Annotated in this window: 16 protein-coding genes; 4 read left to right on the top strand and 12 right to left on the bottom strand. The window is 68.4% G+C overall.

Going from position 1 to position 15458, the window contains the following annotated elements:
* Positions 1-32 precede the first annotated feature (32 nt).
* Positions 33-716 carry a TetR/AcrR family transcriptional regulator gene (locus A5708_RS06895; RefSeq protein WP_065027904.1) on the bottom strand — a complete coding sequence of 228 codons (684 nt, stop codon included), beginning with the start codon at positions 714-716 and terminating at the stop codon, positions 33-35.
* A gap of 308 nt (positions 717-1024) precedes the next feature.
* Between A5708_RS06895 and A5708_RS27865 the strand changes: the two genes are divergently transcribed.
* Positions 1025-1561 carry a SecDF P1 head subdomain-containing protein gene (locus A5708_RS27865; protein ID WP_331250434.1) on the top strand — a complete coding sequence of 179 codons (537 nt, stop codon included), beginning with the start codon at positions 1025-1027 and terminating at the stop codon, positions 1559-1561.
* Positions 1558-2397, top strand: coding sequence for a sugar phosphate isomerase/epimerase family protein (locus A5708_RS06885; RefSeq protein WP_065027902.1), 840 nt, complete (start codon positions 1558-1560; stop codon positions 2395-2397). The genes A5708_RS27865 and A5708_RS06885 overlap by 4 nt, the downstream gene beginning before the upstream one ends.
* Here the strand turns inward: A5708_RS06885 and A5708_RS06880 are convergent.
* Positions 2385-3377, bottom strand: a complete 993-nt coding sequence (locus A5708_RS06880) for a Gfo/Idh/MocA family protein (RefSeq protein ID WP_065027901.1) — start codon at positions 3375-3377, stop codon at positions 2385-2387. The two genes, A5708_RS06885 and A5708_RS06880, sit on opposite strands and share 13 nt — an antisense overlap.
* Positions 3378-3482: 105 nt before the next feature.
* On the opposite strand from A5708_RS06880, the gene A5708_RS06875 reads away from it, so the two are divergent.
* Positions 3483-4148, top strand: a complete 666-nt coding sequence (locus tag A5708_RS06875; protein ID WP_065027900.1) for a class I SAM-dependent methyltransferase — start codon at positions 3483-3485, stop codon at positions 4146-4148.
* 28 nt (positions 4149-4176) lie between these two features.
* Here the strand turns inward: A5708_RS06875 and A5708_RS06870 are convergent, their stop codons facing one another.
* Positions 4177-5778, bottom strand: a complete 1602-nt coding sequence (locus A5708_RS06870; protein ID WP_065027933.1) for an arylsulfatase — start codon at positions 5776-5778, stop codon at positions 4177-4179.
* 115 nt (positions 5779-5893) lie between these two features.
* Between A5708_RS06870 and A5708_RS06865 the strand changes: the two genes are divergently transcribed.
* Positions 5894-6913, top strand: coding sequence for a nitronate monooxygenase (locus A5708_RS06865; protein WP_065027899.1), 1020 nt, complete (start codon positions 5894-5896; stop codon positions 6911-6913).
* Positions 6914-6917: 4 nt separating this feature from the next.
* Here the strand turns inward: A5708_RS06865 and A5708_RS06860 are convergent, their stop codons facing one another.
* From A5708_RS06860 to A5708_RS06820, 9 genes are all read right to left on the bottom strand, one after another.
* Positions 6918-7739 carry a class I SAM-dependent methyltransferase gene (locus A5708_RS06860; protein ID WP_065027898.1) on the bottom strand — a complete coding sequence of 274 codons (822 nt, stop codon included), beginning with the start codon at positions 7737-7739 and terminating at the stop codon, positions 6918-6920.
* A complete protein-coding gene (locus A5708_RS06855; RefSeq protein ID WP_065027897.1) occupies positions 7736-8203 on the bottom strand; it encodes a GbsR/MarR family transcriptional regulator in 468 nt (155 codons plus the stop codon). The genes A5708_RS06860 and A5708_RS06855 overlap by 4 nt, the downstream gene beginning before the upstream one ends.
* Before the next feature lie 87 nt (positions 8204-8290).
* A complete protein-coding gene (locus tag A5708_RS06850; RefSeq protein WP_065027896.1) occupies positions 8291-9286 on the bottom strand; it encodes an alpha/beta fold hydrolase in 996 nt (331 codons plus the stop codon).
* Between the two features lie 159 nt (positions 9287-9445).
* Entirely contained in the window at positions 9446-10714 is a 1269-nt protein-coding gene (locus tag A5708_RS06845) for an amidohydrolase family protein (RefSeq protein WP_065027895.1), read from the bottom strand.
* Between the two features lie 64 nt (positions 10715-10778).
* On the bottom strand, positions 10779-11552 hold the full coding sequence (locus A5708_RS06840; RefSeq protein ID WP_065027894.1) for a class II aldolase/adducin family protein: 774 nt from the start codon (positions 11550-11552) through the stop codon (positions 10779-10781).
* On the bottom strand, positions 11539-13161 hold the full coding sequence (locus tag A5708_RS06835; RefSeq protein ID WP_065027893.1) for a class I adenylate-forming enzyme family protein: 1623 nt from the start codon (positions 13159-13161) through the stop codon (positions 11539-11541). Before A5708_RS06835 ends, A5708_RS06840 begins: the two co-directional genes overlap by 14 nt.
* 36 nt (positions 13162-13197) lie before the next feature.
* Entirely contained in the window at positions 13198-13494 is a 297-nt protein-coding gene (locus A5708_RS06830) for a hypothetical protein (RefSeq protein WP_155765919.1), read from the bottom strand.
* 145 nt (positions 13495-13639) lie between these two features.
* The gene (locus A5708_RS06825; RefSeq protein ID WP_065027891.1) at positions 13640-14134 is read right to left on the bottom strand and encodes a hypothetical protein; all 495 of its coding nucleotides are present in this window, start codon (positions 14132-14134) and stop codon (positions 13640-13642) included.
* Positions 14127-15404: a molybdopterin-dependent oxidoreductase gene (locus tag A5708_RS06820; RefSeq protein ID WP_065027932.1), complete on the bottom strand. Its 1278-nt coding sequence runs from the start codon at positions 15402-15404 to the stop codon at positions 14127-14129. Before A5708_RS06820 ends, A5708_RS06825 begins: the two co-directional genes overlap by 8 nt.
* Positions 15405-15458 lie beyond the last annotated feature (54 nt).

Below are 15458 nucleotides of genomic sequence, written 5' to 3'. Positions count from 1 at the left end.
AGATCCATAGCCCGCGTGTTCCGGCGGCGTCCTCACGCGGACCCGGCCGCCCCGCGGCGCAACACCCGCAGGCCGCCGGCCTGGGTCAGCCGCCCCTTGTCCGAACTCTTCAGGATGCCGGTGGCGATCGCCGAGAGGATCCCGTCGAGCTGTTCGGCGCTGTCGATGATCCGGTCGCCATGGGCGAACCGCTGTAGCAGGCCGTTGATGAACGTCAGCGTGACGTTGCTCAGATCCTCGACGACGGCCGGATCCAGGTCCGCGCCGTGCGGCATCAGCTGCACCAGGATCTCCCGGTGCAGCTTGGTGAACTCGTCGGTGGACTGCTGCAGAATCGCGGCCAGCGCGGGGTCGCGGGTGGCCTGCATGGTCAGCTCGTAGCGGGCCCTGGTCCGATACAACTGCGGATCGCTGCCCGCCTGGATGACCACCTGCGACAACCGCGAGGGCGCGCGATCCGCACCCGCGCCCTCGGAGCTGTCCGCGATCGCCTGCAACTCGGCGAGGTCGAGCTCGGCCGAGCGCTCGGCCACCGCGCGCAACAGCGCCGACCGGGTGCGGAAATAGAACGAGGTGGTGCCGTCCGGCACCCCGGCCGCGCGGTCGACCTTCAGATGACTCAGTCCCTTGGCCCCGTCATCGGCCAACAACTGGATCGCCGCATCGCACAGATCGCGGCGGCGCTCGGCGGGGTTGGGCTTTCGGCGTTTATCCATAATCGTCTAGACCGCGACCCTACTCTATTTTCGTAGTGTCAGTAAAGGGCGCGTTTCCGTGCGCGCCGGAATGCCGCATGCATGCAGGCCAGCCCGGTCCGGCAACCTTCAGCGAATTGCGCGATTTCTACGCGGCGCGCCGGCGATCCCCAAAGAAATTGCGGTGCAGGAGTTCCCATCGGACATGGAATCAAAGATCCTGCGGGTAGAGTCCATCGACGATGATTCACCGTCGATTGAGCGTGCGTCGATTCAGCGCGCAGAGTGCCGCCGCCTGGCTCGGGTCCATCGGCCTGCTCGCGGCGGCGATGTGTGGCTGCCAGCAGACGCACAAGCCTGCCCCGTCCACCTCGTCGACCACCGCGCCGCCCAGCACCACCGCGCCGCCACCCCCGCCACCGCCGCCGGTCGTGAAGATCGCCCCGTTGCCGGTCCGGCCGGTGACGAAGTCACAGCCGACGACGCCCGCGGTGAAGTGCCCGGCCACGGATCCGAACACTCCCGTCAAGCCGACCGACGTCCTTACCACCTGTGACATCGGGCGGACCACCGTCTATACGTTGGGTCCCGAGACCATGCAGCTCGGGCTCGTCCGCGTCGACCCACCGAAGTCGCTGACCGCGGACTATTACGAGCTGACCCTGGTGCTGGACCCGCCGTCGGCGGCCGCGTGGACCGCATTCACCGGCGCTCATCTCCAGGACCACATGGCCTTCGTCCGGGACAACATGGTCCTGGAAGCACCGATCATCGAACAACCGGCCACGTCCGGGCGGATCGTGCTGACCACCCAAACAGCCCAGGGCGCGGCGCAATTGGCCCAGTTGGTGGGTCGCCCCGCATGACGACCCCGGGGCGTCCGGATCGCCTCGGCATCGGCATGCTCAGCGTATTCGGTTTGCCGCCAATCGAATTGGTGAATCTCGCCGCTGATCTGGGGTGCCGCTACGTCTCGGTCGCCGTGCAGGGGATGCCGCTGGTGCCGCTCGGCTATCCCCCGTTCTCGTTGAAGGACGACACCGTTCTGCGCAAGGACCTGCTCGCCGCGATGGACGACCGGGGCGTGAGCATCTCGCTCGGCGACGGATTCCTGGTGCTGCCCGGCGCCGACGTGAGCGCGCTGGGCGGCGACCTCGACGTGCTGGCCGAGCTCGGTGTCCCGCGCATCAACGTGGTCAGCCTCGACCCCGATCTGCCCCGGACGCTCGATCAGCTCGCCGCACTGACCGAGCTCGCCGCGCAGCGTGACATCGGCACGGTCGTCGAACCGGTGCCCGGCCTGACCATCGGTGGCCTGGACGCCGCGCTGGCGGCCACGGAATACGTTGGCCGCAGCGAATTCCGGCTGTTGATCGACACCATGCACCTGGTGCGGTCTGGCGCCGGGGCCGCCGAGCTGGCCGCCATCGATGCCGAGCAGATCGGCTACGCCCAGCTCAACGACACAACGCTGCGGCCGCGCGTCGACAACTACATGGAGGAGGCCATGTTCGAGCGGATGGTGCCCGGTGATGGCGAACTTCCGTTGCACGACCTGCTGTCCGCGCTGCCCCGCGACACCGTGCTCGAAATCGAAGTGCCCAGGCGATCATTGGCGCTGGCCGGCGTGAGCCCGATCGACCGCCTGCGCCCGTGTGTCGAGGCCGCACAGCGGTTGCTGTCGGACGTTCAGCTCGGGTAGCGCAGCGGGAGACCCGCGGCGCGATAGATCGCATCGATGACGGTCATGTTGTCGATCGCGTCGTGCGGGGTGGTCTTGACCGGTTCGCCGCGCAACACCGCCGCGGCGAACGCGTCCAGTTGATACGCGTAGGAAGCCCGGCGCCCGAACCGTTCCATCCGTCTGCCCCGCCGCGATCGCACCGACAGCCGATGGAAAGACTGTGGCAGCACCGGATTCAGGATGCGCAGTTCCCCGTGTTCGCCGATCACCCGGGCGCTGATCTGCAGCAACCGCGGCGACCACATCGAGCAGCGCACCCGCCCGGTGTGGCCGGCCGGGAATCGCAGCTCGGCGGTCATCGCCCGGTCGACCCGGGGGTCGCGCAGTTTGGCGTGTGCCGAGACGACTTCCGGGGAGGACCCACCGAACGTGCGGGCCATGTGCACCGCGTAGCAGCCCGCGTCCATGGTCGCCCCGCCGGCAAGCGCGTAGTCGTAGCGGATGTCGGAGAACTTCGGCAGCGGGAAACACAGCGCGGCCTCCACGTGCCGCAGCGTGCCCAGCTCGCCGGAGGCGATGATCTCCTCGGCGCGCAGCGTCAGCGGGTGGTAGCGGTAGTGGAAGGCCTCCATCACCACGCGGTCCGAATCCGCTGCCAGCTGTGCGATTTCGCGGGCCTCGGCCGCGTTGGCGGTGAACGGCTTTTCGCACAGCACGTGTTTGCCGGCGGCGAGTGCGGCCCGGGTCCAGCGCCCGTGTAGGCCGTTCGGCAGCGGGTTGTAGATGGCGTCGATGTCGGGATCGGCGATCAACGCCCCGTAATCGCCGTGCACCCTGGGGATGTCGTGCTTTGCGGCAAACGCCTCCGCACGCGGCACGTCGCGGGCCGCCACGGCGGCGACCACCACCTCCGCGTTCTTCTTTGCGGGATTGATCAACGCGGACGGCGCGATGCTTGCCACCCCCAGGATGCCGATGCGTATCGGGGGGTCAGCCATCGCGGTCCTGCTGTCCGTACACGCCACTGAGCTTATCGCCCGCCAGGATCGCCGGCGGAATCCAGCTGGGGTTGCCACGCCTTGGTTTCCAGTTAGAGTCGGCGGATGGGGCAGGTAACGGACCGCTGGCGCGCCGCTCGGGTGGCATCGGCGTTGTACAACACGGCCGCAACGCACGACAGCGTCGCTGCGGTGGGCGCAAAGGCGTTGTGGGGATTGACGTTACATGACCTTTTAGATGAGGTTCAGCGGGTCGGTGAAGCTCGCGCCGGCGCCCAGGTACTTGACATTCCGTGCGGTGGCGGCTTTGCCTTTCGTGGCTTGCGCTCTGGACAGGATTGCCGCTATGTGGCCGCTGACATCTCCTCGGACATGCTGAGGCGGGCGCGCAGCCGGGCAACTCAATTGGGTGTGGCCGACCTGATGGAGTTCACCGAGGCTGACGTCACAGATTTACCCTTCCAGGACAACACTTTTGACCTGGCATTGACGTTCAACGGCCTGCATTGTCTTCCCGACCCGCGAGCGGCGGTTTTCGAGCTTGCCCGCGTGCTCAAGCCAGGTGGGATTCTTCGCGGGAGCACGTGTGTACGTGGTCGCGGCTGGCGTCAGGATCGTTGTGTGGCGGCGTTGCAGGCGGCGGGCTTTTTTGGGATCACGCCCCAGGCCGGTGACGTGCAGCGCTGGCTCAGGGATGCGGGACTCGAAGTCTTGGTTGCACGGCACAGTGGTTCGGTCGAGCTATTCGAGGCCCTTCGACCCAACGCGTGATCTAGCGTGAACGCGCTGCTCAGAGCGTTCAGAGCTGAACGTCGTACACCGAGATGGGATCCAGGATCACACCGGTTTCCTCGACGTAGCGATCCCACAGCGCCAGCAGCTCGGCCAGCTTGTCGGGTCGCGCCTCGGCCAGGTCGTCGATCTCGCCGAGGTCGGAAGACAGATTGTAGAGTTGCCAGCGGCCCGGCCCGTACGGCGGCGGGAGGTAGAGCGCCTTCCAGTCGCCCTGCCGGATGGCGCGGCGGCCGAACAGCTCCCAGCCCGTGCCGGTGCCCGCATCGTGCACGGTCTCCGCGGTGCCCGTCAGGTATTCCACCAGTGAGCGCCCGCGCATGGGGGCCACCTCGCGGCCGCGATACGACGTGCCCGGGTGCGTGGCCCCGGCCAGCTCCAGCACGGTCGGCGCGATGTCCATGACGGTGCTGAACGCGGTACCGATCTGTTGTTGCCGGGCGAAGCCGGGCCAGGTGACGAAACCGGTCACGCGGATTCCGCCCTGGGTGGTGAACGCCTTGTGCAGCCGCGACGGCGCGGTGGCGGCCTGCGCCCAGCGGGGGCCGTACCAGATGAACGACGTCGGCCGCCCCAGGTTGTCCAGGCTGTTGTCGCAGTGCTTTTCGATCTGCGCGGCGATCTGCGGGCCGCGCAGCGGCATCGCCTCCACGATCGCGCCCTCGGCGCCGTTGTCGGACATGAAGACGACGACGGTGTTGTCGAGTTCGCCACTGGCCGAGAGGTAGTCGATGACCCGGCCGACGTTGTAGTCCATCCGGTCGACCATCCCGGCGTAGACCTCCATGCTGCGGGCCGAGCGCGCGCGCTGCTCGTCGGTCATGTCGGCCCACTCCGGTGCGCCGTCGGCCACCACCGGGTGTGCGACCACGTCGGGTGGGCACAGGCCGAGCCGCTTGAGCGCGGCCAGGCGCTCCTCGCGCAGCGCGTCCGGCCCGGCGTCGTAGCGGCCCCGATATTTCGCGACGGATTCGTCGGGCGCCTGCAGGGGCCAGTGTGGCGCCTGGAAGGGCAGATAGGCGAAGAAGGGCCGGTCGTCGTCGGGGGCGCGCTCGTCCAGATACCGCAGCAATGTGTCGGTATAGGAGTCCGACGAATAGAAGTCGTCACCGACGCTGACGAACTGGTCGTCTTCGGTGTAACGCGTTGGCACGGGCGAGAATCCGCGTGCCCCCGATCCGCCGTAATGACTGGCGCCGGCCGGGAGCAGGGCGAACGAGCGCTCGAAACCGCGCGCCCACGGTGAGGTCTCGATGGTGGCGCCCAGGTGCCACTTGCCCGACATCAGCGTCAGATACCCGGCGTCGCGCAACAGTTCGGGCAGCGCGACCACGCGGTCGTTCAGATAGCCTTCGTACCCGGGCGCGCCGCGGAAGTCGGGGGACGCGACCTCGAGCATGGTGCCGATGCCGGCGATGTGGTGGTCGGTCCCGGTCAGCAACATCGCCCGGGTCGGTGAGCAGGCCGGTGCGGAGTGGAAATCGGTGAACCGGACCCCCGCGTGGGCCAGCCGGTCGAGGTTGGGCGTCTCGATCTCGCCGCCGAACGCGCCGATGTCGGAGAACCCGAGGTCGTCTGCAACGATCACAAGGAAGTTGGGCCGCGTCACGCTCACGCATCCTGCCAGGTCGGCCGACGCCGCGGAACGCTGCCACACCGGCCGGGCGCCGATATGGTCGAGGCAGACGACATTTACCGCGGCGGCACAGAGAAAGGGCCTGGACATGTTGGCGCAGTTTGGAATGTCCGTTCCGCTGGTGGCGGCGCCGATGTCGGGCGGGCCGACCACCCCGGCCATGGTGTCGGCCGCCACCCGCGCTGGCGCGCTGGGCCTGCTCGCGGCCGGATACAAGACCGTCGAGGCTATCGAGGCCGAGATCAAAGCCGTTCGCGTCGAGGCGATCCCATTCGGGGTCAACGTCTTCGCACCCAACCCGGTGCCGGTCGACCCGCAGCGCTACCACGCTTACGCCGCGATCGTCCAGGCCGAGGCCGACCAGTTCGGGCTGACGCTGCCACCCGAGCCCATCGAGGACGACGACAGGTTCGACGAGAAAATCGGGCTGTTGCTCGACGACCCGGTTCCGATGGTGTCGTTCACTTTCGGCATTCCGCCACGCGAAGTGATTGCCGCGTTGCAACGCGCCAACAGCGTTGTGGTGCAGACGGTCACCACGGCCGACGAGGCGGCGCGGGCGCATGACGCGGGCGTCGACATGCTCGCCGTGCAGGCGGCCGACGCCGGCGGCCACTCCGGCACCCTCTCGCCGCAGCGACCGTTGACGCCGGTCCCGATCGTCGACCTGGTCAAGGAAGTCGTCGCCAAGGTGCCGCTGCCGGTGATGGCCACCGGCGGGCTGGCCACCCCGGCCGCGGTGGCCGAGGTGATCCGCGCGGGCGCGACCGCAGCCGCCGTGGGCACCGTGCTGCTGCGCGCCACCGAGAGCGGCGCCTCGGCCACTCATCAGGCGGCCCTGGTCGATCCCGCCTACACCGAGACGGTGCTGACCCGCGCCTTCACCGGCCGGCCGGCCCGCGGCCTGCGCAACGCGTTCATCGATGCCCACGAAGCCGAGGCGCCGGCGGGCTATCCCGCGATCCACTATCTGACCAGCCCGCTGCGCAAGGCCGCCGCGGCGGCCGGCAGGCCGGACTTCGTTCACCTCTGGGCGGGCACCGGATACCGGCACGCGACCGCGGAATCCGCCGTCGACATTCTGCGCCGGCTGGCATCCGATCTCTGATCAGTCAGTATTCGAAGCGGTTCAGCACGTCGTAGTGACGACCGGCCGTCATCCACGTCAACCGGTAGATCAACCGCACCGCGGCCGTCGGGATCCGGTTGTAGTCGGCCAGCACGGGCGCCTGCTCGAGAAACCGCAGCCGGGGATTCCACGTGGCGATCTCGCGCACGTCCCGGATGCCCCATTTGATGATTCCCCGGGTGAAGAGCTTGGACATCAGCGGCGCCAGCGCGGAGAGCGTGTCGAAATGCATTTCGCCGCCGGTGAATCGGTCGGTCAGGCGCTGCAGCAGTCGCCGCACTTCGTCCTCGTACAGGTACATCAGCAGGCCCTCGGCGATGATCAGCGTCGGGCGTCCGGTCGGGACCTGATCGAGCCACTGCAGTTCGGTGACCGACGAGCCGATCATCCGGTAGCGGTCGGTGTCGCCGTAGAGCCGGCGGCGGAGCCCGATCACACTCGGCTGATCGACGTCGAACCACACGACCGACGGCGGTGGAGCGATCCGGAAGAAGCGGCCGTCGAGGCCGCAACCGAGGTGCAGCACAACGGCATCCGGGTGCCACGCAAGGTAATCGGCGCACCAGTCGTCGAGCTGCCTGGCCCGTAGCGCGACCAGGTATTGGTTGGCCGCCGGCCACGACATCCGGTGAATTCTCTTGAAGTCATACGCGATCCGGTCCACCGCTTCCGCGGCCGCACGGTCCCCCAGAATCGGCCGCTCCGTGCGGCTCTCATGCGCGCGCAGATACAGCGTGACGAGGTTGGTCCACTCCACCGAACCCCAAGGGACGGAGCTGAAGTCGACTATGTCCGTCGCGGTCATGGCTTTTTCCTTTTCCGGTATTCGGCCCACATTTTCATGAGCTGATCGCCGTAGGCCTGAGTGCAGAACTCACAGAAGTCGCGGAAGTCCTCGACGCGCTGGCGTTGTTCGGCGCGGTCCTCACCCAGCACCGACAGCGCGAAGTCGGCGGGTTCGATGCCCAGCCGCATCAGTGACAGCTGGGTTTCCAGGACGCTGGTGAACCCGCCCGGCCGCACGCGGTAGAGGTGCTGACGGTTCGAGCTGGGTAGCCGCTCGGCCATGCCGCCGTCCAGCAGCTGGCGGGCGACGGTGCTGATCGAGGCCTTGCTCACCGATAACGCCTCGGTCAGCTGGGTCAACGACTGCTGCGGCGGATCACAGATCAGCAGCCAGCCATAGACCCGGCCCATTGTGCGGGTTGCGCCGAGGAGCTCGAAGAACAGCCCGAGGCGGTCGACGAACTCGGCCTCTTCCGGGGACATGCGCCTCCAGTTCGTTCAGTACGTACTAAACGTAACTTACACCGATTGGCAGGTTCGGGGAACCGCGTTCGGCGCGGGCGCTTCGGGTCAGCTCACCGCGCCCCGCGCGGACAGAGTGCGCAGGCCCAGCACGCTGTCGATCGCGTCGCTGACACACCGCGGTCGCTCTTCGAGCAGCATGTGCCCGGCGTCGGGCTGGTGCAGGTGGGTGGCGCCCGGGATGGCCGCGGCCATGTCGCGCGCGTGCGCAGCGGGGGTGGTCCGGTCGGCGCCGCCGCTGACGATGACGGTGTTGGCGCCGATGCTGGCGAGCGCATGGTATTCGTCGTAGCGCTTCAGGCTGGGCAGAAAACCGGCCGCGGTGGTTAACGGCGTGGTGCGGATGGCCGACACCGTCAGTGCGGCCGCGCCCCGCCAATCGGCACCGGAATATTTGGCCAGGCCGCCGCACAGGGGGCGCACCAGCCCGTTGATCGCCCGGTCCATCGCACGGTGGGGAACGTGGTGGACGAGTTCGAAGAGCATCTCGGTGGCGCGCGTGTTCAGCAGCCGGCCGAGGCCCCGCTCGGCGAGCCGGCCCGCCGCGGTGGCGACCAGAACCAGGCCCTGCGGCTCGACCGGACGATCGGCGGCGGGACGGCCGAGGTAGGCCAGCGCGGTCATGCCGCCCATGGAGTGACCGGCCAATGTGAGCGGCCCGGTGACGCGCAATGCGGTGAGAACCTCGGCGAGGTCATCGGCCAGCCGGTCGATGCGGTAGGTGCGCATGTCGGCGCCGGTCGATTCGCCGTGGCCGCGGTGGTCGTAGGTGATGATCCGCACGCTGCTGCCCCACCGGCGCAGCAGATGCCGAATCTGCAGCGCCCAACTCGACTGGGTCAGGCAGAGGCCGTGCAGCAGAACGATGGTGTGCTCGCGGGCGGCGGCCGAGCCGTAGTCGCGGACCGCAAGCCGCACACCGTCACTCGTGGTGACCGTCCGCTCGACATAGCCGTCGCGCTTGGCCTGCAGCCGTTGTGGCGGCGTCACGTTGGTCGAGCGGTACGCGTTCGATCCCGTAATCAGTTCTGGCTCAATGAACACGGCGAACTCCTGACCTTTGGCGATGCCGAGGGGGGTTCCGGCACCTCGTTGCGATCGAAGTTACGGACCGGCACGAGCCATGACTCGCTTGTGCGCGATAGCCACGCAACGAGCGATTTTCGCACTTTTGCGCATTATGCGCGGGCGGCGCGCGCCCGGTCAGAACGCCTCGGGGTCCTCTTGCACCGCGACCGGAACCGGGTGCCGGTATAGCCGAGACGCGTTCTCCCAGCTGAACTTTCGGATGACGTCGGGCGGTAGCTCGCCGATCTGCTCGTGAATCGTTTGTTGGGTGTGCGGCCACGTCGAGTCGCAGTGCGGGTAGTCGGCTTCCAGCATGATGTTGTCTACGCCGATCCGGTCACGCTGTACGAATGAGGACTTGTCCTCGACCGCGCAGAACCAGAAGTTGCGCGTCAGCACCTCCGCCGGGGTCAAGGGCTCACCGAGCGCCTGCCAGGTGCCGTACATCGCGTGATAACTCAGCATGTGGTCGAGGCGATCGAGCAGGCCGGCCACCCAACCGATTCCGCCTTCGGACAGGCAGATCTTGAGGTCGGGGAATCGGCTGGGCAACCCGGAGTACAGCCAGTCGACCGCGGCGGAAATGGCGTAAGCGAAGAACAGCACACCCTGCACGTCCGGTGGCGCATCCGCGGTGGTGGACGGCGACGACCCCGACGATCCGATGTGCAGGTTCACCACGGTGCCGGTCTCGGCGCAGGCCGCCATCAGCGGATCCCAGTGCTCGGTGTGGATGCTGGGCAGCCCCAGCATTGCCGGGTTCTCGCTGAACGTGACCGCGTGAAAGCCGCGCTCGGCGTTCTCGCGGATCATCGTCGCGCCGAGTTCGGGCTCGAGCAGCCACGGCAACTGGCAGGGAATGATCCGGTCGGGATACGACCCCGCCCAGACGTCGAAATGCCAGTCGTTCCAAGCCCGCACCGAGGCCAGTGCCAGGTCGCGGTCGCTGGTCACCTGCTGCAGCCGTTGCCCGGCGAAGCCTGGGAGGAACGACGGGAAGTTCAGCGAGGCGTAGATGCCGTTGAGGTCCATGTCCTTGACACGCGCGTGGATATCCCATGCACCCCTGCGCATTTCGTCGAATCGGACGGGCTCGAAACCGTACTCCGCCACCGGCCGGCCGACCACCGCGTTGAAGCCGACGTTGGGCAGTTCCTTGCCGTCGTAGACCCAGGTCTGCCCCCCGCCGTCGGTGTCGACGACTTTCGGCGCCCGGTCGGCGTACTTGCGGGGCAGGCGGCCGGTGAAGGTGTCCGGGGGTTCGACGATGTGATCGTCCACCGAGATCACCGTGTAGCGGCGCGCGGCCCGGGGCGGGTCGGGCAGGAAGGTGACCGAGCGCTCCGTGCCGGTCTTGGCCGTGGTGAAGTTCAGGTCGGTGGCCAGCTCGTCGATCGATTTCACTCGTCAATCTCCTTGCGGGGCGGCGTCATTGATCGGCAGGATTGATCGGCAGGCCGGCACTCGTTCAGGTGAGCACATCGGCGTCGGCTTTGATGGTCATGCGCGCCGCCCCGGCCCAGTAGACGTCGGCCGCCCGCTCGATCAGCGACCGTTGCATGCCGGCCATATCCGACCAGTTCATGGGAACCGGATCGCGGCCGGTGAGCAGGACGTCGTAGGCCAGCTTGCAGACGCGTTCGATGGATGCCGCACGGTAGACGGCTTCGGGCAGGTTGCGGCCGGTCGCGATGACGCCGTGGTTGGCCAGGATCGTCAAGTTGGCGCCGCCGATCCGCGCGGCGAGTTCCGCGGCGCGCGCGGGGCTGTCGACCTCGCCGTCGTAGGTGTCGACCAGGCACAGGTCATCGAGGAACAGCGAACCGGTCTGGTGCACCAACTCGGGCAGCCTGCCCAACGCGGCGAGCACGCAGACGTGGTACGGGTGGTTGTGGATCACCACTCGGGCGTCGTCGCGCACCCGGTGCAGTTCGGTGTGGATGTGGATGGCCGGGGTGACGTCCCAGCGCCCGCTGACCACGCGCGCGTCACCGTCGACCACGCAGATGTCGGACGCCGTGATCTCCTGCCACCACAGCCCCCACGGGTTGACGAACATGTCGGTCTGGCCGTCGAGCTGCCACGTGATGTGTCCGGCCATGTTCTCGGCGAACCCGATGCCGGCCAGGTGGCGGAACGCGATGGCCAGCGCCTGCTGATTCGACAGGTCGACGCCGATGGGGGGAACCACCGACGGCGCCCAGACTTCCAACCCGCCGCGGCGAGCATCAGGAGCGTTCATGACCGGCCTCCATTCTGGCTCCAATATCCTCGCGCAGCCGGCCTTTGGCTATCTTTCCGCCGGATGAGCGGGGCAACTCGTCGACCACGATGAGCCGCTCGGGCAGCAGCTCCTTGGAAACACCCAGCGCCAGCAGGTGTTCGACGAGTCCGGGCAGGTCGACGGTGGCGGCATCGGTGAGTTCGGCGTAGAGGCAGACCTTTTCGCCGAACACCGGGTCGGGCATGGCGACGGCCGCCGCGATCGCGATGGCGGGATGCGTCATGACGGCGTCTTCGACCTGGCTGGCGCTGATGTTCTTGCCGCCGCGCACGATGAAATCGGACGTGCGCCCGGTGACGCGCAGGTAGCCGTCGGCGTCGATCTCACAGATGTCGCCCATTCGCATCCACCCGTCGCGGGTGAACAGCTTGTCGTGGTCGGTGCCGCCGAGGTAACCGAGGCTGGTCGCCGGGCCCCGGCACGCGGGCTGGCCGCGCCCCGTCGCGGTGACGTCGCGGTCCCCGTCGAACAGCCGGACCTGCATTTCGGGGATGAGACGGCCGCCGGTGCGCAGCCGGCGCTCACGCGAGTCGTCGACGGTGGTGGCGCTGAGCATCCCGGTCTCGTTGGAGCCGTAGAACTGCAGGATTTTGGCGCCGGTGAGTTCCTCGAACTCGGCCGCGGGCCGGTACGGCAACGCCTCCCCGCCGGTGTACACGACGCGCAGCGAACTCAGGTCGTGGCCGCGGCTGGCCGGGTCCGCCATCAGCATGGTCAATTGCGTGCTGACGCAACATAATACGGTGACCTTATGTCGAACTATCGCCTCGCAGGTGGCTCTGGTGGTGAACCGGTCCAGGATCACCGCGGCGGCGCCCAGGTAGATCGGGGTGGTGTGACTGGTCCACAGCCCGAACCCGAACGGGGTGGGGATGACCGGCAGGAATACCTCGTCGCTCGTCAGCAGCCCGTTGGCGACGGCCTTCTGGTGGAAGTAGTGCCAACGGTTCTGGGTGTGCACGACACACTTTGGCAGCCCGGTGGTGCCGGACGTCGAGTTGATCAGGAACACGTCGTCGGGCCCGAGTTCGCAGTCGGCCGCCGGTGCCGTGGGCTCGGCGTCGACGTCGATCCGGAGCGTCCCGCCGTCGTGGCTCAACACCACGCCGGGCACCCGCAGTTCGTCGGCCACGTCCGCGGCGGTGCCCGCCCGGGCTGCGTCACTGATCAGGATCTTCGGCTGGGCTGTGCGCAGGATCGCCGTCGCCTCACGGGTGCCGGCGCGCGCGCCGATGCCGACGACCACCGCTCCACAGCGTTCGATCGCCACGAACAGCACGTGGATGGCGGCGGAGTCGCCGTGCCATACCGCCACGCGGTCACCGCGGGCGACGCCGGCCCCGGCCAATGCTTCGGCCAAACCGCTTGCGGCACGGTCGAATTCATGCCAGGTGAACGCGGATCCGCGGTGGTCGACATAAGCGGGATGGTCCGGTGTCCGTGCGGCGTTGCGACGCACCGCGTCCGACAGCGTCGTATCGCACCACCAGCCGGCCGCACGAAAGCGCGCCGAGTCCTCGTCGGTGAACGCCGGCGAGCCCACGGTTTCCAGCCCACCGGCACCCATCACCAAATGATAGGAAAGCCGCGCGCGGTTTCAGCGCTAGGGATTCGGCGGGGCGGGCGCGGCGTGCTGGTTGTTGTCGACGTTCGGCCGGCGCGGGTGCGGCGACGGGCAGGTGACGTTGCGAATGCACCCGCAGTTGAGGCCGATGATGCAGCCGCCTCCCCCGACGGGTTGCACCGGCACGGAACCGCCCGGGGCCGGTGGCGCGGGCGTCACGACCGAAGGCGTGGCGGTGGCCGCCGGTGCGGCGCCCGACGCGAGGCCGGCGGTAAAGACAACGGCTGTCACGCACCCGCACAGCGCGGCACGTGCCGTCGCGCTCCGGGTCCGCATGAGGCACAACACTAGTTGCTCATCAGTAGACGCGCAGGCCACGACATCGAACTACGAGCACACTCCAAGGATTCTTCAAGCGCGGGGCGCCATCTCCGACCGCGAATACCGGGCCCGGCGGGTGGAGATCGCCTCCGGAGCCGGGTCAGCGCGGCCGCGTCCGTCGGCGCACCGCTGCCAGCTTCAGGGCGTACACCCCGGCGCTGACCGCGAACATCGCGGCCGTCAACAGCAGCCACCGGCCGAGAAACGGGTCCTGAGTCTGGCCGGTCGCGGCCCGGTAGGTGGTGGCGCCTTGCCGGATGATGCCGGGCAGGAATACCAGCAGTGTCAGGGCCGCCCCCAGCGCGGGCACCCGCAGGTAATTGAGCACCGGCACAGCGGCATCGGCGCGCGCGGGCCGGGCGCGCCCGCGTGACAGCATCCGGTCGACGAGGGCGTAGACGGGGAACAACATGAGGTCGTGGGCGATGATGGCGGCCGCGAACCAGACGATGATCGACTGCCACCAGACGTGCGGGTTCCACAGCGTGACGGGGTTGACGACGGCGATGACGTAGCCCAGCAGGGCGAACCCGGCGATCATCGTCAGCAGGTGCAGCGGGTGGGATCCGTAGATCCGCGCGAAGGCGCTAGGCATATGCGGCCGTTCGAAAAGCGATGGAGGCCACCCACTTCGTGTTGTGCACGCCGGGGAGCGCGGGCACGATGATCCGCGCCGGAAAGCCGTGATCGGGGGACAGGTCGGTGCCGTTCACGCGCAGCGCCAGCATCGCGTCGGGGTGCAGCACCTGGTTGCGTTGCAGCGTCGCGCCGGTGAATGCGCCCGAGCGTTCCAGCGACGACACCCGCGCGGATTCCGGTGCCGGCACACCGGCCAGCCGGGCGAGGTCGGCCAGCCGCACACCGGTCCACGTCTGGGTGGTCGACCAGCCCTCGACGCAGGCGATCGGCAGGACGGCGGTGTGCTGTGGCATCGCCAGCAGGGCGGCGCGGTCCAGCGCCACCGGCCGGGGGCCGCCGCTCAGGGTGAGCCGCCAGCGCTCCGCCGTGTCCGCGGTGGAGATGCCGGCCGCGGCCGCGGTGCGGTTGATCTCGAAGTCGTTGGGTCCGCCTCCGGGCCGGCGCCCCCGCGGCAGTAGCAGCGCGACGGGCCGGGCGTAGCCGCCCAGCGTCTGGCCGGCCGTGATGACCGCCAGGAAAAGGGCGCCGCCGCCCACCAGCGCCAGGGCGCCGCGGCGGCTCATCGTCGCCGGGGCGGGGTCTGCGGCGACCAGGCCGTCGGGCTGCCATGGCTCGCGCTCGGTGTCCGCACGCCCGGTACGCAGCACGTCGCGCAGCGACAGCGAGCGCAGGCCGGCCCACATGTGCCGGCTCTTGATCGCGACGTGCATGACGAAGCCGGTGATGAACACCCACGCGCCGAAGTAGTGCGCGGTGTAGAAGCTGAACCCGAAGATGTAGTCGTACTGGATGTTCAGCACGCCGGTCACGATCTCGAACAGGATGCCGCCGACCAACATCAGCAACGAAACCCGTTCCAGCAGTTGGGCGATCGACCGCACCGGCGGAAACACGAAGAGCCGGGGGATCACCGACCACAGCTTGGCCAGCACCACCGGGATGAGGACGAGCCCCAGCCCGACGTGCAGCCCCTGGGTCAGCCGGTACAGCCACGACGGATCGGTGGGCCAGTCGAAGCTCGGCAGCTTGAGCCAGCCGACATCGCCGGGGATCGCCTGGCCGAACCGCGGCCCGTAAGCGATGTAGGACAGCAAGCCGGTGAGGATGACGATCGGCAACGTCACCAACAGCACCGAGGCGAACGCCGACGTCAGCCACGGGCCCCGCAACGGGCTGCGCCATCGCTGGGCCCGCGTGACCCCGGGAGGGGGATGCCGATCCAGCATGCGCCACAGCCGCGCGGGAAAACCGTAGCCGCCACCGTCGTTCGTCGATGCGAT

The sequence above is a fragment of the Mycobacterium colombiense genome (genome assembly GCF_001672755.1).
GTDB lineage: Bacteria > Actinomycetota > Actinomycetes > Mycobacteriales > Mycobacteriaceae > Mycobacterium > Mycobacterium colombiense_C.
This window is presented reverse-complemented; position numbering and strand designations above follow the sequence as displayed.